At 68.5% G+C, this 21349-nt stretch carries 27 protein-coding genes; 17 read left to right on the top strand and 10 right to left on the bottom strand.

Annotated features, from left to right (window positions below):
• The first annotated feature begins 66 nt into the window (after positions 1-66).
• The 5 genes from egtB to AC3A4E_RS00600 all read left to right on the top strand — a co-directional run bounded on the left by egtB (position 67) and on the right by AC3A4E_RS00600 (position 4089).
• Positions 67-1368: an ergothioneine biosynthesis protein EgtB gene (egtB, locus tag AC3A4E_RS00620; RefSeq protein ID WP_487629650.1), complete on the top strand. Its 1302-nt coding sequence runs from the start codon at positions 67-69 to the stop codon at positions 1366-1368.
• Complete coding sequence (gene egtD / locus AC3A4E_RS00615; protein ID WP_487629649.1) at positions 1365-2348, top strand: L-histidine N(alpha)-methyltransferase; 984 nt, start codon at positions 1365-1367, stop codon at positions 2346-2348. The genes egtB and egtD overlap by 4 nt, the downstream gene beginning before the upstream one ends.
• A gap of 3 nt (positions 2349-2351) precedes the next feature.
• Positions 2352-2636: a DUF3253 domain-containing protein gene (locus AC3A4E_RS00610; protein ID WP_487629648.1), complete on the top strand. Its 285-nt coding sequence runs from the start codon at positions 2352-2354 to the stop codon at positions 2634-2636.
• Between the two features lie 36 nt (positions 2637-2672).
• Positions 2673-3287 carry a DUF938 domain-containing protein gene (locus AC3A4E_RS00605; RefSeq protein ID WP_487629647.1) on the top strand — a complete coding sequence of 205 codons (615 nt, stop codon included), beginning with the start codon at positions 2673-2675 and terminating at the stop codon, positions 3285-3287.
• A gap of 166 nt (positions 3288-3453) precedes the next feature.
• Entirely contained in the window at positions 3454-4089 is a 636-nt protein-coding gene (locus AC3A4E_RS00600) for a tetratricopeptide repeat protein (protein ID WP_487629646.1), read from the top strand.
• Between the two features lie 48 nt (positions 4090-4137).
• Here AC3A4E_RS00600 and AC3A4E_RS00595 read toward each other — a convergent pair whose 3' ends face one another.
• The 8 genes from AC3A4E_RS00595 to AC3A4E_RS00560 all read right to left on the bottom strand — a co-directional run bounded on the left by AC3A4E_RS00595 (position 4138) and on the right by AC3A4E_RS00560 (position 11538).
• Entirely contained in the window at positions 4138-4800 is a 663-nt protein-coding gene (locus AC3A4E_RS00595; RefSeq protein WP_487629645.1) for an ankyrin repeat domain-containing protein, read from the bottom strand.
• 114 nt (positions 4801-4914) lie between these two features.
• Entirely contained in the window at positions 4915-6471 is a 1557-nt protein-coding gene (locus AC3A4E_RS00590) for a Tle-like phospholipase domain-containing protein (RefSeq protein ID WP_487629644.1), read from the bottom strand.
• Between the two features lie 212 nt (positions 6472-6683).
• Positions 6684-7406 carry an ankyrin repeat domain-containing protein gene (locus AC3A4E_RS00585; protein WP_487629643.1) on the bottom strand — a complete coding sequence of 241 codons (723 nt, stop codon included), beginning with the start codon at positions 7404-7406 and terminating at the stop codon, positions 6684-6686.
• A 52-nt stretch (positions 7407-7458) separates the two neighbouring features.
• Positions 7459-8400 (bottom strand): Tle-like phospholipase domain-containing protein, encoded by a 942-nt coding sequence (locus AC3A4E_RS00580; RefSeq protein WP_487629642.1) that lies wholly within the window; start codon positions 8398-8400, stop codon positions 7459-7461.
• Between the two features lie 203 nt (positions 8401-8603).
• Complete coding sequence (locus AC3A4E_RS00575; RefSeq protein ID WP_487629641.1) at positions 8604-9668, bottom strand: peptidoglycan-binding protein; 1065 nt, start codon at positions 9666-9668, stop codon at positions 8604-8606.
• 82 nt (positions 9669-9750) lie between these two features.
• Positions 9751-10302, bottom strand: a complete 552-nt coding sequence (locus tag AC3A4E_RS00570; protein WP_487629640.1) for a hypothetical protein — start codon at positions 10300-10302, stop codon at positions 9751-9753.
• A gap of 39 nt (positions 10303-10341) precedes the next feature.
• Positions 10342-10980, bottom strand: coding sequence for a hypothetical protein (locus AC3A4E_RS00565; protein ID WP_487629639.1), 639 nt, complete (start codon positions 10978-10980; stop codon positions 10342-10344).
• A gap of 63 nt (positions 10981-11043) precedes the next feature.
• Complete coding sequence (locus tag AC3A4E_RS00560) at positions 11044-11538, bottom strand: hypothetical protein (protein ID WP_487629638.1); 495 nt, start codon at positions 11536-11538, stop codon at positions 11044-11046.
• A gap of 451 nt (positions 11539-11989) precedes the next feature.
• Here AC3A4E_RS00560 and ggt point away from each other — a divergent pair, with 451 nt between their 5' ends.
• The 3 genes from ggt (at position 11990) to AC3A4E_RS00545 (ending at position 15120) form a co-directional block, all read left to right on the top strand.
• Positions 11990-13705, top strand: a complete 1716-nt coding sequence (gene ggt, locus AC3A4E_RS00555) for a gamma-glutamyltransferase (protein WP_487629637.1) — start codon at positions 11990-11992, stop codon at positions 13703-13705.
• Between the two features lie 55 nt (positions 13706-13760).
• Positions 13761-14012, top strand: coding sequence for a hypothetical protein (locus tag AC3A4E_RS00550; RefSeq protein WP_487629636.1), 252 nt, complete (start codon positions 13761-13763; stop codon positions 14010-14012).
• A 70-nt stretch (positions 14013-14082) separates the two neighbouring features.
• Positions 14083-15120, top strand: a complete 1038-nt coding sequence (locus AC3A4E_RS00545) for a hypothetical protein (RefSeq protein WP_487629635.1) — start codon at positions 14083-14085, stop codon at positions 15118-15120.
• A gap of 74 nt (positions 15121-15194) precedes the next feature.
• On the opposite strand, the gene AC3A4E_RS00540 is transcribed toward AC3A4E_RS00545, so the two are convergent.
• Together AC3A4E_RS00540 and AC3A4E_RS00535 are read right to left on the bottom strand one after the other, a co-directional pair.
• Positions 15195-15545 carry a hypothetical protein gene (locus tag AC3A4E_RS00540; protein ID WP_487629634.1) on the bottom strand — a complete coding sequence of 117 codons (351 nt, stop codon included), beginning with the start codon at positions 15543-15545 and terminating at the stop codon, positions 15195-15197.
• A gap of 6 nt (positions 15546-15551) precedes the next feature.
• Positions 15552-15740: a hypothetical protein gene (locus tag AC3A4E_RS00535; RefSeq protein WP_487629633.1), complete on the bottom strand. Its 189-nt coding sequence runs from the start codon at positions 15738-15740 to the stop codon at positions 15552-15554.
• A gap of 221 nt (positions 15741-15961) precedes the next feature.
• Here AC3A4E_RS00535 and AC3A4E_RS00530 point away from each other — a divergent pair, with 221 nt between their 5' ends.
• The 9 genes from AC3A4E_RS00530 (at position 15962) to AC3A4E_RS00490 (ending at position 21311) form a co-directional block, all read left to right on the top strand.
• The gene (locus AC3A4E_RS00530; protein ID WP_487629632.1) at positions 15962-16594 is read left to right on the top strand and encodes a nucleotide-binding protein; all 633 of its coding nucleotides are present in this window, start codon (positions 15962-15964) and stop codon (positions 16592-16594) included.
• Between the two features lie 62 nt (positions 16595-16656).
• On the top strand, positions 16657-17133 hold the full coding sequence (locus AC3A4E_RS00525; protein WP_487629631.1) for a SixA phosphatase family protein: 477 nt from the start codon (positions 16657-16659) through the stop codon (positions 17131-17133).
• A 35-nt stretch (positions 17134-17168) separates the two neighbouring features.
• Positions 17169-17771 (top strand): YceI family protein, encoded by a 603-nt coding sequence (locus AC3A4E_RS00520; RefSeq protein WP_487629630.1) that lies wholly within the window; start codon positions 17169-17171, stop codon positions 17769-17771.
• Positions 17771-19717: a phospholipase D family protein gene (locus tag AC3A4E_RS00515; protein ID WP_487629629.1), complete on the top strand. Its 1947-nt coding sequence runs from the start codon at positions 17771-17773 to the stop codon at positions 19715-19717. The genes AC3A4E_RS00520 and AC3A4E_RS00515 overlap by 1 nt, the downstream gene beginning before the upstream one ends.
• 266 nt (positions 19718-19983) lie before the next feature.
• Complete coding sequence (locus AC3A4E_RS00510) at positions 19984-20130, top strand: hypothetical protein (protein WP_487629628.1); 147 nt, start codon at positions 19984-19986, stop codon at positions 20128-20130.
• Between the two features lie 30 nt (positions 20131-20160).
• Positions 20161-20325, top strand: a complete 165-nt coding sequence (locus AC3A4E_RS00505) for a hypothetical protein (protein ID WP_487629627.1) — start codon at positions 20161-20163, stop codon at positions 20323-20325.
• Between the two features lie 30 nt (positions 20326-20355).
• On the top strand, positions 20356-20520 hold the full coding sequence (locus tag AC3A4E_RS00500; protein WP_487629626.1) for a hypothetical protein: 165 nt from the start codon (positions 20356-20358) through the stop codon (positions 20518-20520).
• Positions 20521-20588: 68 nt separating this feature from the next.
• On the top strand, positions 20589-20762 hold the full coding sequence (locus AC3A4E_RS00495; protein ID WP_487629625.1) for a hypothetical protein: 174 nt from the start codon (positions 20589-20591) through the stop codon (positions 20760-20762).
• Between the two features lie 132 nt (positions 20763-20894).
• Positions 20895-21311: a hotdog fold thioesterase gene (locus AC3A4E_RS00490; protein ID WP_487629624.1), complete on the top strand. Its 417-nt coding sequence runs from the start codon at positions 20895-20897 to the stop codon at positions 21309-21311.
• The last annotated feature ends 38 nt before the right edge of the window (positions 21312-21349 follow it).

Genomic DNA, 21349 nt, shown 5'->3' with positions numbered 1-21349 from the left:
AATCCGAAGTCCAGGTGGCGGACTGCGACGACGGCGCCATCACGCGAGGCCCATAAAAATTCGCGGATGTCGCTGCATGCCCCGGAAACACGCCCTTCCGCAGTTGGCGACGTCGACGCGCGATGCCGTCTGCTTGCGCAGCGGTTCGACGCCGTTCGCAGTCGCAGTGCCGTGCTTGCCGCACCCATCGGCGCCGAGGACGCGATGGTGCAGAGCATGGACGATGCCAGTCCGACGAAATGGCACCTGGCCCATACGACCTGGTTCTTCGAGCGCTTCGTGCTCGCGGACGGTGGCCGTTACACGTCGTTCGATTCTGCGTGGGACTACCTGTTCAACAGCTACTACCAGAGCGTAGGCCCGATGCACGCACGACCCATGCGTGGTGTGCTGTCGCGGCCCACGCTTGCCCAGGTGTCCGCCTATCGCGAAGCGATCGAAACGCGCATGCGCGAGCGGCTGCGTCGCGGCGATCTGGATGCGCGGCTGCTCGACATCGTGGAACTCGGCCTGCAGCACGAGCAGCAGCACCAGGAACTGCTGCTGACCGACATCAAGCACGCGTTCTTCAGCAATCCGCTCCATCCCTGCTATCGCGAGGATCTGCCCCGGACAGGCGGCAGCGGCGGCGCGCTGCACTGGATCCCGCGCCAGGAAGCGATCTTCGAAGCCGGGCATGCCGTGTGGCCCGGGGCGTCCGGTTTCGCCTACGACAACGAGTCGCCGCGTCATCGCGTGCTCGTGCCTGCGCACGCGCTGGCGAGTCGGCCCGTCAGCAACGCCGAATTCTTCGCCTTCGTCGAAGACGGTGGTTACCGCACGGCGGGCCTGTGGCTCAGCGCCGGATGGGATGCGATCCGCGCGCGGGGCTGGAAGCGGCCGCTGTACTGGAATGAGACCTGCGACGCCGAGTTCACGCTGGGAGGCTGGCGCGCGCTCGAATCCGGCGCGCCCGTGTGCCATCTGAGCTACTACGAAGCCGACGCGTTCGCGCGCTGGGCGGGTGCTCGCCTGCCCACCGAATTCGAGTGGGAGCAGGCGGCAGCCGCGCTGCCGGTGGACGGCAACTTCGTCGACAGCGGGTGCCTGCATCCCGGTGCAGCGGCGACTGCCTCGGCCGGCCTGCAGCAGATGTTCGGCGATGTCTGGGAGTGGACCTCCAGCGCCTATACCGCCTATCCCGGCTACCGGCCGTTGCCCGGCACGTTGGGTGAGTACAACGGCAAGTTCATGGATGCGCAGTGGGTGCTCCGCGGCGGAAGTTGCGCGACATCGGGCGACCACATGCGCGCCAGCTACCGCAACTTCTTTCCCTCGGACGCGAGATGGCAGTTCGCCGGTCTGCGTCTGGCCAAGGATTCCGCATGAATGCCGCGACCGCCCGCGCACGTGCGCAGGCCGCACTGACCGATCTGCATCCGCAGCCCGACGACATCGCCGCAGATGCGATCGCCGGCCTGTCGCGCACGCCGAAGCGGTTGCCGTCCAAATACTTCTACGACGCCGAAGGCTCGCGCCTGTTCGAGGCCATCACGCGTCAGCCCGAGTACTACCTCACCCGCGTCGAACTGGCCTTGATGGAAGCGCGGATACCGTCGATCGCGCAGGCGATCGGCGATGGCGTGCACGTGGTCGAGTTCGGCAGCGGCAGCGGCCGCAAGACCGAACTGTTGCTCGAAGGCCTCGACGCGCCTGTCGCCTATACCCCGATAGAGATTTCGCGGACCGCGCTGATGGACAGCGTGACCCGCCTCGGCCAGCAGTTTCCCGATGTGCAGATGCTGCCGGTGTGCGCGGACTTCACCCGTCCGGTCCCGTTGCCGCACGCGGCGCGCCGTGTCCGCCGCACGCTGGTGTTCTTCCCCGGCTCGACCCTCGGCAATTTCGACGACGGCGAGGCCGTGCGTCTGCTCACCTCGATGCGCGGCACGATGGGGGACGGCGGTTGCGCGCTGATCGGGATCGATCTGGACAAGGACCCCGCGATCATCGAAGCGGCCTACAACGATCAGGCCGGCGTCACTGCTGCGTTCACGCTCAACCTGCTGGCCCGGCTCAATCGCGAGATCGGCAGCGATTTCGCGTCCGACGGTTTCCGTCACCGTGCGGTCTACGCGCGTGAGCGCATGCGGATCGAAACGGCGCTCGTCAGCGAGCGCGTTCAGACCGTCCACATCGGCGATCACCGGTTCGACTTCGCGCAGGGCGAAGCGATGCAGGTGGAGATCAGCCGCAAATACACGGACGCATCGTTCTCGGCCCTGGCCGCGCAGGCCGGTCTGCGTGTCACCCACGGCTGGAACGACGACAGCGACCGCTTCGGTCTGCGGCTTCTGCAGCCGGTCTGAACGATGGCGCTGGACGATGCGCGCATCGCAGCGGAGATCCGTGCGCTGCTGACCGCGCGGTCCGTCGTGGCGTCGATCTGCCCGTCCGAGGTCGCGCGCCGGTTGTATCCAGCCGACGTCTGGCGCGATGCGATGCCCGATGTGCGCCGCGTCGCATGCGCGCTTGCGGCTGACGGGGTGATCGTGATCACCAGGTCGGACGTCGTGCTCGACCCCCATGCGCCGATGCAGGGCCCGATCCGGCTCCGGCGCGGCCCGCGCTGGTGCAACGATGTGGCGGAGGACTGACGGGCCGGTGCAATGGCGTGCCGTATCGTGTCGTGCATGACCCTGCCGCAAAACGCCAGCGAAAAGCCGTTCGCACCCTCCTGCGAGCGCAACCGTGCACCGATTCTCGACGTCCTGCGCACGTGGTTCGAGGACCGGCGCCAGGTGCTGGAGATCGGCAGCGGCACCGGTCAGCACGCGGTGCACTTCGCTGCGGCCATGCCGTGGCTGCGCTGGCAGTGTTCGGAGCGCGCGCAGCATCTTCCAGGCATCGCGCAGTGGCTCGATGCCGCCGGTTTACCCAACACGCCTTCGCCAATCGAACTCGACGTCGCCGCGGGACCGTGGCCGCGCACGCGCTTCGATGCCGCATTCACCGCGAACACCCTGCACATCATGGGCTGGTCCGAAGTCGAGGCCCTGTTCGCTGGACTCGATGGCGCGCTTGCGGAGGATGCGACCCTGGTGGTCTATGGCCCGTTCAATATCGACGGCGTCCCTACGAGCGACAGCAACCGCGAATTCGACGGCTGGCTCAAGGCACGTGATCCGCGCGCCGGCGTCCGGGATCTCGACGCGGTGGACGCGCTCGCGCGCGCGATCGGACTGGAGCGGGCCGCGATGATCGAGATGCCCGCCCACAACCTCTCGGTCGTCTGGCAGCGGCGCTGAGACGGCGCGGTGCAGCGCGCGCACTCCGGGTGCTGCATTGATTGCCGACCGCGCGGTCGCGGCATCCGTGGTGCGGCCGCGGCAGCGGCCGCCATGCGCTGGCTACAATGGCGCGGTTACGTGGTCATGACGACGACGTATCGAAGACAGACAAGGGGAACATGGCATGGGATACCTCCGTTCCGGCCTGTGCGCACTGGCGCTGCTGCTCGCGTCGACCGCGGGCGCGCAGACGCTGCCGGCGCCGGCAGAGTTCTATTTCGATGACGACCCACGCACCGCCGCGCCGGTCGTCGCGATCGTCGGAGACGATGACCAGACCCATGGTCGGCTGGTCCAGCTGATCGAGCGCAAGGCCCGCAATGCCGACCAGGCCCGCGCGCAGCTTGCGCATGCGCTGATGCGCAGCGGCCGAGAAGACGCCGGCCGCACGATGTATGCGCAGACGCTCGCGTCGCTGGCGCCGCGCGCGCCGTTGCGCAGTGCCGTGCACTGGAATTTCGCCTGGGATCTGTACCGGCTGGGCCGGCATGAGGAAGCCCTCGAACAGTGGCGGCTTGCTCTGGATGGACGTCTGCTGAAACCGTCGTGGGCACCGCCGACGCTGGCGCTCGGGTTGTGGTCGGCCGGGCGTCGTGACGAAGCGCTGCGGTGGTACGCCGCCGCGGTGCGGACCGAGCCGACGCTGTGGGACGACCCTGCCCGTTATCCCTCGCTGCTGACCGGCTGGACCGCAGCCGAGCGCGCGACGTTGGCGGAGGTCTTCACTGCCTGGCAGGCGGCGCCGCCCGCGTGGCCCTGAGCGGGCAGCGGTCCACGTCTCAAGTCGGAGAGCGCAGCCTCAGGACGCTCAGTCGGTCGCCTGCACATTGGCTTCCAGCGGTACGCCATGCTGCTTGAGCCACGCGATGATTTCGCGTCGTTCGCCACGTGCGCGGTCGTTGAGCAGATGTTCGGGAAAGCCGAAGTATTCGTGCTGGAACGTCACGCCGCGCGAGTTCTCCGCCTGCGGCCGCGCGCCCTTGCGCAGCAGCGCGAGGATCGCCGCGCCACCATTGGTGCGGCCGGCGACGTGCAGCGGCGTGTCGCCATTGCGGTCCGCGAGATCGGGATCGGCGCCGGCATCGAGCAGCACCTCGGCCTGACCCGCGGTCGGTGACAGCAGCGCCTGCACAAGCGGCGTCGCGCCGGTATGCGGATTGGCCACGTCGACATCGCCGCCCCTGGCGATCACCGCGCGCAGGATGGCCGGATCACCGGAGAACGCAGCCGCATGCACCGGCGTGTCGCCCCGTGCGTTGACCCGGTCGGGATCCGCGCCGCCTTCGAGCAGTGCATCGACGCTCGTCGCCCGGCGCTGCCGGATCGCCTCCATCAGCAGGGTGTCGCCGTCGCTGCCCGGTGTATCGGCTGCGACATGCGCCAGCTGGCGGCGGATCTCGTCGGCGTCGCCACGACGCACGGCATCGGCCAGCTGCGCCGTTGCCGGCGTGTTGAATGCGTCGTTGCTCATGGACGGTTGTGCACACCCTGCGGCGCAGAGGAGAAGGACGATCGACGACAGGGCGCGGAAACCGGTCATGTCAGCATCCGATCATACGCACGGCACATGTGCCGCCCAGGCACCTCAGCGGCCGAACAGGCCACCGACGAAGCTGGTTGCGCCCTGCGCCACCCAGCCCACGCCGTCGGCCAAGGTCTCGGTCACCTGGCCGGCCACGTCGGTGGCGACCTCGAAGACGTCGCCCGCGCCGTCGATCGCGCTCGACAGGGCGCTCCCGCCCCAGCCACCGATGTGACGATCGACCGCCCCGGCCAACTGGTCGGCATAGCCGTCGACGGTGTCGCCGACCGAGTTGAACGCGCCTTCGGCGAAGTCGCCGGCCAGGCTGAGGCCACCCTGCAGGTACTGGCCGTTGGCGAATTCGTTGGCCACCACGGTGTCGATGTCGGTGGCGAAGTCGTGCACGTTGCGCGCGTAATCGTCCTTGGTCGCGTCGGGCAGCAGGTTCTGCAGATCGCGTCCGGGCGAGGACGGATTCTCGTAGCCCGCCTGCCACGGCTGCGCCTCGATCATGCCGGCGGTCAACGCGTTGGGGCTGTGGCTGATGCCGGCGTAGGCGATATCACCGATCAGACCCGCCAGCGGCAGGACCGCGCCGGTCAGCGGATGCCGTGCGATCTCCACGCCGGTGTTGATGGCATCGCTCTGCGACTGCGAGAAGCCTTCGATGGGCCCGTAATTGGAGAACATGCTGTCCGCGTCGGCCGCTGCCGGATCGACGACGATCTGCGTGCCCAGCGCATCGGGCGCGACGATGCCGGTGACCCAGCTGTCCTGCAGATTTGTCAGCGCATCGCTGGACAGCGAATAGGCCCGGATCTGCCCACCCTCGGCGCTGTCGCGCGCGGCCTGCGGATCGATGCCCATGCGGTCGAGCGTGTTGGGGTGGAGACCCGATGCGTCGAACGTGACCGCCGGGATGCCGCTGGCCAGTGCGCCGACGCTGGCGAGACCGCCGCCCTGCGAATGCCCGGTGATCGCGAGATTCGAAGAATTGGCACCGTTGTCGCCGAACACGTTCGCGAACTCGCGCGCGGTGTTCACCGCGGTGACGCTGAACTTGTCGCCGTCATTGGTCTCGTAGCCGAGACCCTGGCGGAAATTGTTCTCCCAGTCCGGACCGCCCTCGGCGGTGCCGCGATAGGACAGCACATAGTTGCCGGCACCGTCGGTGTAGACCTCGGCGCGGAACTCCTGGGCGTTGGTCGGTACCGCGTCATTGGCGCCGAGGTACTGCAGGCGCCAGGCCTGTGGATCGGCCACACCCTGGTCCATCAACTGCTGGTCGCTGACTGCGTCCCAACCCGGGGGCGGTGCGCCGCGGGTTTCGTAGACGGCGGTCGCGAGCTGCGAAAGCGTCACATCGAACGGCTGCGCCTGCGTGCCGCTGGCGACCTCGTCGAGGGTGCTGCCTTCGGGTATCGCATACGGGCTGGTGCCACCCGCGCCCTGCGACGGCGCCTGGGCTGCCGCGTGGATCTGTGGATGAAAACCCGTCTCCGGACGGTAGGCGCCGCCCGGCAGCAACGGCGGCGGCGCGACGCACAGGGCAGGATCGTCCTGCGCTGGACGGACCGGTGACTCGATGCGTCCAGTGCCGTCGCCGATGGTCAGGGACATGGCCGTGCTCCGCAGAATGCTTCTATCGGACGTCCACGCTAGCCGGGTCGCCCTGCGTTGCCATCTAGGGCGGCTCCCAGGGGTGATGCAGAGATGTAGCGCCGGTCAGCGCGTGCCCGTGGCGTCAGCCGGGCACACCACGCGCCGACGCTGCACCGGTCAGCGCATGGAATCCCGGACACACGGCAGCGCGGCCGCCAGTGTCGGGGCGCTCAGTCGGCGCCTGCCTCGAGAGGAATCTGGTGCGCCTGCAGCCACGCGACCACGACCTGGCGCGCGGCCCGAGCCGCCTCGTTGAGCCGCGCCTCGGGTGTCTTGAAGAAATAGCGCTGGAACGTGGCGTGCTGGGCGTTCTTCGCCTGGGGATCGGCGCCGGCTTCGAGCAGGGCCAGCACGTGCGCGCCGGCATTGATCATCGCCGCCTTGTGCAACGGCGTATTGCCGGTACGGTCGGCGGCGCCGGGGTCGGCACCCGCCTCGAGCAGCATGCGGAACTGCGCGTCGGTACGCGGACCCGTGGCGCCTGCCAGCGGCGTCGCGCGGGTCTCGCCATGGCGTGCATCGGGATCGCCGCGCCGGTCCAGCACGATCCGCAGATAGTCCGGATCGTCGGCAATCGCGGCTCCATGCACGGCTGTCGCACCGCCCAGGCCGGGCGCGTTGGGATCGGCACCGACATCGAGCAGGGTCTTCAGCGCATCTTTCGATTGCGACAGCATGGCGATCTGCAGCAGGTTCACCCCCTGGTCGCCGCGGGCGTTGGGATCTGCGCCCGCCTGCACCTGCGCGCGGACTGCGGCGGCATCGTCGGCCGCCACGGCATCGGCCAGCGCACCTGCGCTGGCATCGGGGAAAGCGGCTCGAGCGTCCATCGCGTCTCCACTGCAGGCGGCGCCGGACAGCATCAGCAACAGGCTCAGGACTGCGACGCGCATGCCGGCATTCTCACACAGCGGTCGCGGGCGTCCCGTCGACCGGCATCAGCCGTCACCGCGCCCAGGGCTGCTGCTGGCCCAGTGCCTCGAGCACCGCGTCCTGCATGTGCTTGGCGATGCTGTGGGACACGATGGCGATCGGGTTGAACCGGTCGAAGCCGGTCAGCGGTGCGGGATCATCCAGCACGATCTCGTGGCCGGGCGCATCGGGAAGGTTGTTGACCAGCCAGATGTCCTGCTGGGCTTTGGTCAATGCTTCGCCATCGACGTTGTAGCGGCGGATCTGACCGTCGCCGGCATCGGCCCTGGCGGTTGCGGGATCGAGGCCCAGACTTTCGATCGTGCGGTCGTGGACACCCGACGCATTGAACGTCACTGCAGCGCCGTCGACGGCCATGGCTGCGGTCGCGGCGAGACCACCTCCCAACGAATGTCCGGTGATCGCCAGGTCGTCGCCGTAGGCGGCGGAGGCCAGCTGCGCGAGCTGTACGGCTTCGTCGTACTGCTCCGAATCCCAGCCCAGGCCCTGACGGAAGTTCGCGCCCGTCCAGTCCTTCAGTTCGTTGGAGCCTGCGAACGCCAGCACATGGTTGCCATCACCGTCGGTGTAGATGCCGGCGCGGAACCCGCTCTGCGGATTCTCCAGCAGCGAAGGATCGATACCGGCCGCCATCAGGTCGGCATCGCTGACACGGTTCCAGTCGCCGACCTGCTGCACGGCCGGGTCGTAGACCGCAGCCGAGATCTGCATCAGGTCCATGTCGATCGCCTTGGCGTCCTGGCCCCGGACCTGGGTATCGAACGACGCCGCATTCGCAGCATTGCCACCTGCCGCGAACAGCGCACCCAGCTGCGGGTGATAGCCGGGCTCGAGCTGGTAGTGGCCGGTCGGCAGCGGCGGCGCGCCCTGCGACTGCGCACGCAACGCGTCCGGCGGCGGAAATGCCTGCAGGCTCGAAGGCGTGACGCTCGACGACTGGACGCTGACGCTCATGACCATCTCCACAGGACCGATACCTCGACCCTAGGCACACGTGGCACGCGCCGACAGCTGGGGTGGACCCGAGTTCGGCGCATCCGCGCATTCATTCAGACCCGGCTGCGTTGCTGTCCCGGAGCCGGCCGATACATCCTGATTCGCTCCCCGGGCGGTGCAGTCGAATGCATCCCTGCGGATGCCGCCCCCGAACGGAGCGGTCATCGCTCGGGTCCGCAAGCGTCCTGCGTCGAAATCTCGACAGCGGGTTGTCCGGAGGTGGTCTGCGCAGCTGGTGCGCTCACCGCCTGAAAGTCCCTGCCGACCGACGTTCGGGAGAATGCCTCCAACGCTGCCTGAAGCGCTTCCGGATCGTCCCGACGCGCGACCGCCAGCAGCGCGTCGAGAGGCGTTGCAGCGGGCTGCACATTCTCGAACGTTGGTCGTGCAGACGCCTGCTGCACCGCGCGATCGAGTGCGTCACGCGTTACGGGCCCGACGATTCCATCGACCGGTAACGCGTGTGCCGATTGAAACGCACGCACCGCTTCCGCGGTGCGAGGTCCGAACATGCCGTCGGCTTCCAGCGGCGTTCCACGTGCGTCACCGAATCCAAGGGCGGTCAAGCCGGCTTGCAGCGCATGGACCGCCTGACCCTGTTGACCTGCACGCAAGAGTTCGAACTGCGTCTCCGCAGCCGGTGTTGTGCCAGTGCGCTCGAATCCGAACTCCGCCTCGACGAACCGGGTGTACCGGTCGAGCAACGGCATCACCTTGTCTGACGACAGACCGAGACCTCCGTAGTCCCGGCTCGGACCATCGTGGTGATACTTGTAGATGTAGACCTCGTCCTGCCCACGCCGCGCTGCGAGTTCACGGTTGTCGATGAAGTGGGAGACGAGCGCACGCGCCTGCGCATCTGCGTCGAAGCGGTTCGTGCTCCCGAGGCCATACGCCCTGCCGGTGCTGTCTATGAACTGGCCAACGCCGGAGGCCGATGTCGTGCCGGCTGCAGCATCGGGATTGAAGCCCGATTCCACACGCGCGATGGCCAGCACATGTGCGGTCTCCCGCGCGCTGAGCCCAGCGTCTTTCGACGCCGTGACCAGGATGTCGATGACCTGCGATTGGACCTCCGGATCGGCGTCCCCCCAGATCCTGGAGTGACCGGCCAGGCGCCCTTCCGCGTCATCGATGGGCTCCAGGTAATGACTCCTGGAATGGAGTTGCGAAGCCCTGTAGGCGGCGCCCCTGGGTTGGATCATGTCGTGATAGACGTTCGGCATCCGTGCCACTCCTTTGTGCAGTCTGGAATTCCTCAACCGTTACGGTTCTGCAGCACCCGCGTTCCACTGGCCTCTGAGCGTTTCAGTCCTCGACATCCAAAGGCTTTGGACGGGAGGCGTACTGGATCTCGTGTCGCTGCAGACCGAGTCTTTTCGTGACCTCTGTGTAGCCTTGATTGTTGGGATACAGAGATCCCGTCTGGCCAAGCATCGCCGGCGTGCTCTGATTCAGCAGCTGGCCATCGCCGTCGTAGACGAAGAACCATTCGCAGATGCTGCAACCGATCAGGGGCTCGCCATACTCGACGACCAGGTACTCCTCGCCGCTGGATGACCGGGCACAGCCCATCCCGACGGGGACGTAATCAGCCATGCCATCCGGTTTGGGCAGCGTCTGTGACCGGGCTCCGAGATCGCGTTCGATGGCTGCCGCACCGCCATCTCCCACAATGGAGAACTGACGGCCCTCGCACTGCAACTCGAGACGCGGCGGAGGTTGGTCCGCCAGCCGCGCTGGCGTTTCGTCCGTCGAAGGCGTTGCCACTGCCGGGTGCTCGCCGACGGGACTTTGCTTCGAACACGCGAGCGCCATTGGCAGAAGTACGGCCGCGATCAGTCGTTGTGCTGTTTTCATGCAGGTCCCTTTCTGACTGGTCGAAGTTGTCCCAACGCGTCAATCCAGTACTGGCGCCGGGGGCAGAGCTGCGGGATCGAAGTCCGCGAATCCGATGTCACCGAAATCCGCAGCTGTCAGTGCAGCCTGTTTCTGTCGTCCCGTCTGCGTGTCTGTCACACCGCGGATCACCTGCGCGAGCTGCCAGGTCGCGCGCCCGGGCGCATAACGGAAGATGTAGTCGTGGAACCAGCGTTCGCGCGATCCCCCCGCCACCGCCAGCATCACGGTGCCTGCTTCGATCCGGGCATAGGCGTAGGGATCGCCAGCGATGCCGCCACAGCGTTCGCACGGAATGAGGCGTGCGTTCCCGGCCGCGTGCCGGAGACGACCCGCTGCATCGCGGGTCAGCAGCGCGACTGTGCGCGCCTGACCCTCGCCGAGGGATTGCGCTTCAGTCGTGGCTGGCGAAAACACGATCAACGCGTCGGAGGTCCCACGCCCTGTCAGATCACCCCGTACGGTATCGACCAGGGTCGCGCCTTCGGGCACGAAGGCGGCCGGTTCATACGCGGCCGAGGCCGAGGCTGCGGGTGTCGGCGATGCGTGTGCTGCGTTCTCTTCGGCGACCTGTGTGGCGACTGCGCGCTCCTGGGCGCCGCATCCGACAAGAAGAGCAGAGGAGAGCAGCGCGGACATCCACAGCGTATGCATCAACGACTCCTTGAGCGGGCTTGCACGCTTTGGATTGCAGCGCGGATGTCAGATCGATTCGTCGACCACCCGTTGCAGTTGCCAGCACGGCGACTTCCCGAAGACGTAGCGCTGCTGGTCGCTGGTGTCCGGTGTGCGGACCTGCACTTCCATACGGCTGTCGGTAATCGGGGCGATGTCGTAAGTGCGACCGCTGCCGCCGATGTGGTCCAGACGCGGCATCACCGGCCAGACGACATCCGCAAGGGTCACTTTCTCCACGACGCGTCGGGGTTCGGGCTCGGCTGCAGTGTCGTAATGCTCGACGGTCAGTGGATCGGCGGTTGTCAGTTCCTGGAACGCGACTTCGCGGCCGAAGCGTTCGATGAAAGCTTCAAAGGTATCGACCGGACAGGCCGACGCCGGATCCGCAACCGGCTGTGCGGCCGGGGAAACGGCCGCGGAGACCGCAGGGGGCGGCGTGGGCGAGCAGGCCGCGAGTGCGAGCGCAAGACCAAAGGAGACAACGGGACGCAGGTGTGCGGGGCCGTAGAGCACGCCCATGCTGCTTAGGGGATGTGGACGGACGCCGACCACTCGTGTCGCGCCCTGAGGTCCACAGATCGATCTCGCGCTGGCGCGACCCGACGCTGCCATGCGCCAGGCCCACGCGCGTGTCGCTGATGCGGGCGGTCCGTGCCTCGGAGTTGCGTCATCCATCCCTGTGCTCCTGTGGCGCTCCTGCAATCGCGAGATCCAGGAACGTGTTCGGCGATGGAAAGCATCGGCCATTCCCGCCGGCATGACGAGTGCATGTCGCCGCAGTCCGGCGCCGCCGCATGTCGGCGATCGCCGCGCGGCCATGTCCGACAATCCCCGGCGGCAGCCCGGCCGCAGCACAGTCGCGGGTGCAGCGGCGACCCGAGACCACGCACGCGCGTGGAACCGGGTCGCGCATGACCCGGCATCCGGCGCCGCGCTACTGTGTGCGCCCCGCAAGTCTGGATATGCCGCCATGCCCCGTCTGCTTCCGTCCCTGATCGCCGTCGCGCTGCTCGGCCTGTCGCTGCCGCCGTCCGCGACCGCCGCCGACCGCATCACCGGCCATCCGTTCGCGACCCGCAGCGAGGTGCATGCGCCGCACGCGATGGCCGCGACCTCGCATCCGCTGGCGACGCAGATCGCGCTCGACACGATGAAGGCCGGCGGCAGTGCGGTCGATGCGGCGATTGCCGCCAACGCGGCGCTCGGATTGATGGAGCCGACCGGCAACGGCATCGGCGGTGATCTGTTCGCGATCGTCTGGGACCCGAAGACGAAGCGCCTGTACGGCTACGACGGGTCGGGCCGTTCGCCGCAGTCATTGACGCTCGCCGAGTTCCAGCGCCGCGGCCTCACCGACATTCCGTCGCACGGCCCGTTGCCGGTCACCGTACCCGGCGCGGTCGACGGCTGGTTCGCGCTGCACGGCCGCTTCGGCAAGCGTGCGATGGCCGAGAATCTCGCGCCGACGATCCGCTACGCGCGCGACGGCCATCCGGTGCACGAGATCATCGCCTACTACTGGGACCGCTCCGTGCCGCGTCTGGGCAAGTGGCCGGGCTTCACCGAGCAGTTCACGATAGACGGCCGCGCGCCGCGCAATGGCGAGACCTGGCGCAATCCGAATCTGGCGAACACGCTGCAGGCGATCGCCGACGGCGGCCGCGATGCGTTCTACAAGGGCGACATCGCGCGCACGATCGGTGATTACTTCGCAGCCAACGACGGCTTCCTCGCCTACGAGGATCTGGCCGCGCACACCGGCAACTGGGTGGAGCCGGTGTCGACGAGCTACCGCGGCGTCGAACTGTGGGAACTGCCGCCGAGCGGACAGGGCATCGCTGCGCTGCAGATCCTCAACCTGCTGGAGCCTTACGACCTCAAGTCCTATGGCTTCGGCAGCCCCGAGCACGTGCATCTGTTTGTCGAGGCGAAGAAGCTCGCGTTCGCAGATCGCGCACGCTGGTATGCCGATCCGGCCTTCCATCCGGCACCGGTCGAGCGACTGATCTCCAAGGATTACGCGCGTGAGCGCGGCGCGCTGATCTCGATGGACACCGCTCTGCGCGAGGTGCAGCCGGGCACGCCGAAGCAGCTCGACGAGGGCGACACGATCTACCTCACCACCGCGGATGCCGACGGCATGATGGTGTCGCTGATCCAGTCCAACTATCGCGGCATGGGCAGCGGCATGGCACCGCCGGGGCTGGGTTTCATCCTGCAGGATCGCGGCGAGCAGTTCGTGCTGCGCGAGGACCATCCCAACGGCTACGCGCCGGGCAAGCGCCCGTTCCACACCATCATTCCCGCGTTCGCGACGAAGGACGGTGAGCCGTGGCTGAGCTTCGGCGTGATGGGCGGCGCGATGCAGCCGCAGGGCCACGTGCAGATCCTGATCAACATGCTCGACTTCGGCATGAACCTGCAGGAAGCCGGCGACGCGCCGCGCATCCAGCACGACGGTTCGACCGAACCCACCGGCCAGAACACCGCGATGACCGACGGCGGCGAAGTGGATCTGGAAACCGGCTTCCCGTACGAGACCGTGCGCGCGCTGATGCAGAAGGGCCATTCGGTGCGGTTCTCGCACGGCCCCTACGGCGGCTACCAGGCGATCATGAAGAACCCCTACGGCGGCTGGACCGGCGCCAGCGAGTCGCGCAAGGACGGACAGGCCGCCGGCTACTGACGGAACCTGCGCGCCCGGCTATCCTCGCCGCCGCACACATCAGGGGACAGCGGGCATGCGGGGATGGATCGTGGCGGGACTGGTCGTACTGGCGATCTCCGCAGGCGCTGGGCTGCAGTCCAACGGGCTGGTCGACGAGGACGCGCTTCCGGCGCCGGATGCGTTGTCGCGCGCGACGCAGGCCCGCGCACGTGACGCGCAGGCAGGCGTCAGCGCGGTCGCGTCCCGGCCGGACATCACGGCGGGTGGCGATGTGGCGGGAATGCCGGATGCGGACGCCACGGCACCGGTGTTGCCGAACCGCTGATCCGGAGCCGTTGGGCGCGACCGCGTCTGCACGCCGCTATGCTGGATCCGCACTCCACACGGACTTCCGCATGATCCGATTCCTGCTCGCCGCCGCGTGCGCCTGCACCGTCGTGCCTGTCGCGAATGCGCAGGCACCGTACGCGCGTTTCGACGATGTGCCTGTCGCGACGGCTCCCGACGATGCCTCGCAGGCCGCTTGGCGGAGCTGGTCACAACGGAGTGCCGCCGCACTTGCGGCGACCGGGCAGCCACGCGATCTGGCGTTCGCAGCCGTGCTGCGGGGTGTCGCCGATACGGATCCGGATCGGCTCGATGCCGAAGCCCCGCTTCAAGCGTCCGCCGTCGATCACCAGGCCGATGCATGGCGTCGTGACGCGGCCGCCCGCGCGGGCACCGATGTCCTGACCCATGTGCTGATCGCCCACGGAGCGGATGACGTCACACGGCGCCGCGCGGCACAGCGCTGGCTCGGCGAGGACCCGCAGAATCTCGCGCCGCTGCTGGCGCGCGGTGGTGATGTCGGCAGCCTGCTCTCCGATGCACGCGGCGCCACGCATCTCGACCTGCGCATGCTCGACCAGGTGCGCTGGATGCAGGCCGCCCTGCTGCGCACGCCACCGACGGCGCAGGAACGCAACGCACTGGCGGACGCCGGTGAGTTCGTACCCGCCGAGCACGCGGCAATCACGGCCATGGCTCTTTGGTCGGCGATCGCCATGCCGGAGTTCGCGCCGTTGATGCAGGGATGCGCCGCGCCCGCGCTGCGCACCGATGCTGCGCGGGCGCGCGACTGTCGCCACGTGGCCGATCTCATGGCGAACCGTTCCGACACCCAGCTCGGCAGCATGCTCGGACTCGTTCTTCTGGACCGGCTGGCGTCCACGCCTGCAGAGCGTGCTGACGCGCAGCAACGCCGGCGGCACCTGGACTGGCAGATGCTCGAGTGGGGCCGCGCAACCGCTGATCTGCCGCGCGACGGCGCTTCGCAGTTCGTCCGCTTTCTTGCCGATCCGTCCATCCGGTCCGAGGCCGATCTGGTCGCGCGTGCGCTGGCGGAAGCGGGAATCGCGGCGCAGCCGCCTCCGGGATGGACGCCCCCCGGCTGACGCGCCTCCGTCTGCGCGGGGGCCGGCGCGTCAGCGACCGGCCAACCCGGCTCGGCACTTGTCCGTGACGCAGATCATCCGTCCACCGCACTCCGGTTGCGGATCACGCGGCCGCCGCGCGCCGACGAGAACGTGAACACGTAGCGCAGGCGGATCGGGACCGCGTCGACCACCACGCCCCCACGCGTGCAGCGAGGGTCCGCATCCGGATCGACGTCGGCGGGAAACGTGCAGACCGCGGCGCCGAAGTAGCGCCATGTGGACAGCGTGCCGGTCACGGCCTCGACAAACGGGATCACCGCGCTGTCAACGGGATCCGCACAGCCGGCGTCCTCACGATCGGCGATGACCTGCTGGACACTGCCCTCGACGTCCACCACGAACGTCACGCACAGGCGCAGCTCGCCTTCGAGGCGCGCGTCCATCGGGAACTACGGATCCGGATCATGGATCGGGCTCGCCATCAGGAAGCGCTGGTGGGACTGGATCGTGTGCACCTGTGCCGTCGGCGGCATGACCAGGGCGCGCTCGACCCGGGCGGTGCGGTGGCTGCAGGCGCAGAGCAGCAGAGCAAGCAATGCTGCGACGCCGGACCGTGTGTAGATGCAGCGGGTTTTCATTCGACCTCCTGTCGATGGACCGGATCCATGTGTGCCAGCGGCGATTCGATCCGCCGACGTGCAGGCGCGAGCCGACCTGCCCGCGCATCATGGCCGACAGCGCGCACGACGCACAGCACGCCGACTGCGCATGCGCCGATCGCGGGCGTCCGGTGATCAGACGGTCGCAGGCGTCCCACGGGCGGTGTACGCTCGATGCGCGAACCGATCCGGAGACTTCGATGAAGACGGTACTGGTGGCCAGCTCCAAGGGTGGCGTGGGCAAGACCACGATCGCCACCCATCTTGCCGCGCATGCCGCGCTGGCTGGCGACTCGACGGTGCTGGTCGATGCCGATCCGCAGCAGTCGTCCACGCGCTGGGCGGAGCGCCGCGCCGGACTCGAAGCCGCGGTGCTGCCGGTCGACGGCAGTGCGCGCCACAAGAAGGTGCTGGCCTCGATTCCCGACGGGGCGACCCGGCTGGTGGTCGACGCGCCCGCGGGCGCGATGGCCGATGATCTCGACGCGTATCTGGAGACTGCCGATGCCATCGTGGTGCCGGTGCTGCCGTCGGCGCTCGACATCGATGCGACCGTCGGCTTCCTCAACACCCTGGCCAGGCATCCGCGCATCCGCCGCGGCCAGACCCGGGTGGGACTGGTCGCCAACCGGCTGCGTCCGCACACCAACGCATCTCAGCAGGCACTCGCCCTGCTGGCGCAGTGGCCCTATCCGGTGGTCGCGCAGCTGCGCGACAGCCAGGCCTACGTGATGCTGGTCGGGCTGGGCAAGAGCCTGTTCGACTACCATTCGGCGCAGGTGCGCGACCATCAGGACGATTGGACGTCCCTGCTGAAGTGGTTGCGCAAGTAGCGTGCACCGCATCTCCACGCTCCGCCCGTTCTGATGTCCCCACACGAGGCCGCCGACCGCACATGCGCGAACTGATCCTGCTCCGCCACGCCCACGCCGATCCTGCTCTCCCGGGCCAGGCCGATATCGACCGGCCGCTTTCGGCCGAGGGTCTGGCCGAAGCGGAGGCAGCCGGACGCTGGCTGCGCGACCAGCACCTGGTCCCCGACTGCGTGCTGTGCTCGCCTGCGCGTCGCACCCGCGAAACGCTCGAGGCGGTCCTGGGCGTGATCGGCTACGTCGACCAGCGGCTGGAGCCGTCTGTCTACGAGGCCACGCCCGGCACCCTGGCGAGCCTGCTCGACGAACACCGCGAGACCGGTCGCCTGCTGCTGGTGGGCCACAACCCGGGTCTGGAGCGCGTGGCGGCCCTGCTGCACAGCGGCCAGACCGGCGAGTACCGTGGCATGCCGCCGGGCGGCATCGCGGTGCTCGCACTGCCCGACGGCGCGGCGGTCGAACCGGCCAGCGCCGAGCTGTCGGCGTTCTGGTGGCCGTAGCGGCAAGCGCGCCGCACGCTCCGAGCATCACGCCTGTGTCCCGGTCTTCGGGCCTCCTGTTGCGCACCCTGGCGGCTTCGGGGCTGGCGGCATGGGCGCTGGTCGCAGGGCCCGTCGCCGCGTCGGCATCCGGGTCCACGGCGGCCATCGCGATCGACCTGAAGCGCTCCGAGATCGGCTTCCATCTCAAGACCCGGTGGGGCCAGCAGCTTGAGGGGCGTTTCGACACCTGGCAGGGCGACATCGCGGTGCTGCCCGACGGCCGTCACCAGGTCCGGCTGGTGCTTGACGCCGAGGCTGTCGAAATCGTCGGCAGCCGTGCCTATACCCGCATCACCCGGGGCCCGGGCGTGTTCGATGTCGAGCGCTATCCCGAAGTGCGTTTCGTGTCCGACCCGTTCCCCGAGACGCTGGCTCGCGATGGCGGCGAGATGACCGGCGTGCTCAGCATGCGGGGCGTACAGCGACGCGAGACGTTCCGCATCGAGCCGGCGGCCTGCGCGCGCCCCGGACTCGATTGCGAGGTGATCGGCCGGGGCGACGTGCGCCGCAGCGCCTACGCGATGGACCGCTGGGGCTACGCGCTGGCCGACCAGGTCCGCTTCACGATGCGGATCCGCACACTGGAACCACGCTGATGCGGACATGGACGCGTCTGCTGCTGCTGGCCGCGGTGCTGGCGACGACCGCCTGCACGTCGCTGTCGCCGGCCAGGCGTGACGCTGCCGCGCATATCGCCGTCGCGGCGCGATCGGTCGAAGTGGTCTGCGACCGTCCCGATGCCTGTGCGACGCCCTCGCCGCTGCTCGATCTGGCCGAGCGCGCGGCCGGCCGCAGCACGCCCGACCGGCCCCAGCACTACGCGCTGCTGCTCGAGTACGGCCAGGACGCCTTGCTGGCGCGGCTGGACCTGATCCGTGGCGCGCAGCGCACGATCGATCTGCAGACCTACATCTTCGACGAGGACGACGCCGGGCACCTCGTGCTCGAGGAACTGCTGGCGGCTTCACGCCGGGGCGTCCAGGTCCGCCTGCTGGTCGACCAGCTCTCGGCGCTGCGCACGGTGGAAACGCTGGCCGCGCTTGCCGGCGCGCACACCAACTTCGAGATGCGCATCTACAACCCGGTCCTCGGGCGTGCGCGCATCAGCTACCCGCAGTACGCGCTGGCCGCGGCCTGCTGCTGGCGACGGCTCAACCAGCGGATGCACAGCAAGGCGCTGCTGATCGATGGCGTGGTCGGTATCACCGGCGGCCGGAACTACCAGGACGACTATTTCGACTGGAGCGACACCTTCAATTTCCGCGACCGTGACGTGCTGATCGCCGGCCCGGTGGTCGAAGCCATGGACGCGAACTTCGTCGCGTTCTGGCACGCCCCGCTGAGCACGCCGGTCGAACAGCTCGCCGATGTCGGTCGTCACCTGCTGCGCGCGGGGGTGCCCGAGGTGTCGTTCCAGGACTACCAGCGGCCCGAACGCGTGGCCGCGATGTCCGCCGACGCCGAGGACACGACCCTGGTGCGCCAGCGTCTGGCCGATCTGGCCCTGGCCGTGGGGCCGATCGAGTTCATCGGCGATCTCCCGGCCAAGCACCGGCGGGACCGCGAGGCGGCCCAGGCGGCCATCGCCGCGACGCCGCGCCTGCGCGAGCTGATCGAATCGGCACAGGACGAGGTGCTGCTGCAGACGCCGTACCTGGTGCTGTCGAAGCCGGCGGAGCAGATGTTCGCCGACCTGCATGCGCAGCCCGATGCGCCGCAGGTCGTGGTGTCGACCAACAGTCTGGCGGCGACGGACTCGTTCATCACCTACGCCCTGTCCTACAAGTACAAGCGCCGGCACCTGCGCGACTTCGGCTTCCAGATCTACGAGTACAAGCCGTTCCCGGGCGATGCGCCCATCGACCTGGAGGTCACCGGCGCGGTGGGCATCTCGTGGAACGCGGACGGCAGCGTCAACATCGACGAAAGTGGTACCGAAGGCGTGGCGACCACGCGCGAAGCGGTGATCGCGAGCCGTCCGGCCAGCGCGCCCCCGCTGACGCGCGAGTATTCGGCGCTGCGCTATGCCGGCATCGGCGTGAACCGGCGCGTCCCGCTGGAGCGGACCGGGCTGCGCATGGGGTTGCATGCCAAGTCGCTGGTCGTCGATGGTCAGATCGGCGTGGTGGGTACGCACAACTTCGACCCGCGCGGCGACAACCTCAATACCGAAAGCGCGGTGGTCATCAATGACACCCGCTTCGCCCAGCGCCTCGCGGCGAGCATCCGCCGCGACATGGCCCCCGAGAACTCGTGGACGATCGCCCGTCGTGACCCACCGCCGGTGTTCTCCGGGGTGGACTACACGATGGCCAAGGTGTCCGAGCGGTTGCCGGTGTTCGACCTGTGGCCGACGCGTTACGCCACCAGCTTCGAGTTCCAGCCCGGCCCGGACTGCCCGGCGCCGCTGGCGCCCGATGCCCCGGGATTCCGCGACTGCTATGTCCCGGTCGGTGATTTCCCCGAGGTCAGCCTCGGCTGGCGCAGCCTGCTGACGCGGATCTTCACCGCATTCGGCGCGGGACTCGTCCCCATTCTCTGAAGCCGTCCGCCGCCCGGCCGGTGGCTCTGGACCGCTCCGCACCGTCCCCCGGCCGCGGTCGTGCTCGCACCGTCGCTGCACACCGGTCCTGTTGGACGTCCGACACGCGAAACCCATCGCGCGATGTCTCGATCATTCACTAAATGAACATTCGCTGAACATTATCAGCGAATCGGGCCTGCATGACCTTTGGCATGTGGTGTTATCGAACAGTGGTGTTGTAGTCTACCAACACACCGAAGCACAACGACCCCAAGGACCCCGCCATGCAGACCCAGACCACGCCCGCCGCCCGCACCGCCAACGCCGCCCTCGTCCGTCCGTTCGGTCTCGGCTACGGCCGCAGCAGCAGCTACGGCGCCCCGCGCAGCTACAGCACCGCCACGACGCCCGCCCGCTTCCGCGTCGCCTGAACCCACCCGACCCTGCCCAGGAATTCCGCCATGTCCCGCATGCACGCCATCGTCCACGCCGCCGCACACCTCGCCCCGCCCGTCGCCATCCGTCAGGCCCGTCTCTTCGGCCTCGGTTACGGCCGCAGCAGCGGCTACGGCAGCCCCCGCAGCTACGCCGCCGCGTCGATTCCCGCCCGTTTCCGCGTCGCCTGAACCCACCCGACTTTGTCCAGGAGCTCCGCCATGTCCCGCATGCACGCCATCGTCAATGCCGCCTCCCATCTCGCGCCGTCCGTCGCTGCACGCCCCGCCCGTCAGACCGGCACCGGTTACGGCGCCAGCAGCAGCTACGGCGCCCCGCGCAGTTACGTCACCCACGCCAGTCCCGCGCGCTTCCGCATCGCCTGATCCATCGATCTTCCGATCCGATCCGCTCCGGCGCCTGAAGCGTTCCCCCGATCCTCAGGAGTTCCGCCATGTTCCGCATCCCCGCCATCCGCGCCACCGCCCCGCCCGTCCCGGTCCCGGCCTGCATCGCCCAGCCTGCACGCTTCCATGCACAGGCCCGCGCCGCGCGCAGCCACGCCGAGAGCCCGTTCCGATTCGAAGTCCGCGACAGCGCCATGCCGACGCGCTTCCACGTCGCCTGAGCCGCGTTGCCCGGCACGAGCCGACATCCGCGACCGGTACGCGCGCCATCGTGACGCGCCATTCCGCCGGTCGCGCTGCGCCGCGGCGCACAACGGCCTAAGCTGCCGGGTTTCCCCCGGAGCCTTCCGCGCATGTTCCGAAGCGACACTTCGCTCGACCAGCTCAACGCGATGTCCGCCAACACGGCGATCGCCACGCTGGGCATCGTCTTCACCGAAATCGGTCCCGACTTCCTGCGCGCGACGATGCCCGTCGACGGCCGCACCCATCAGCCGTTCGGTCTGCTGCACGGCGGCGCGTCCGCACTGCTGGCCGAAACGCTCGGCAGCAGCGCCGGCGGCCTGTCCGCACCCGATGGCCATGGCGTCGTCGGCATCGAGATCAACGCCAATCATCTGCGCGGGGTGCGCGCCGGCCTCGTGACCGGCACCGCACGTCCGCTGCACGTCGGTCGCAGTACCCAGGTCTGGGAAATCCGCATCGAAGACGCGGCAGGAAAACTGGTCTGCATCTCGCGGCTGACGCTCGCGGTCGTGCCGAAACCGTGACCCTGCTTCCGCAGCGCGTCGTGCCGTGTTTGGGTATC

The organism is Luteimonas sp. Soil_N_1, assembly GCF_057656255.1.
This window is presented reverse-complemented; position numbering and strand designations above follow the sequence as displayed.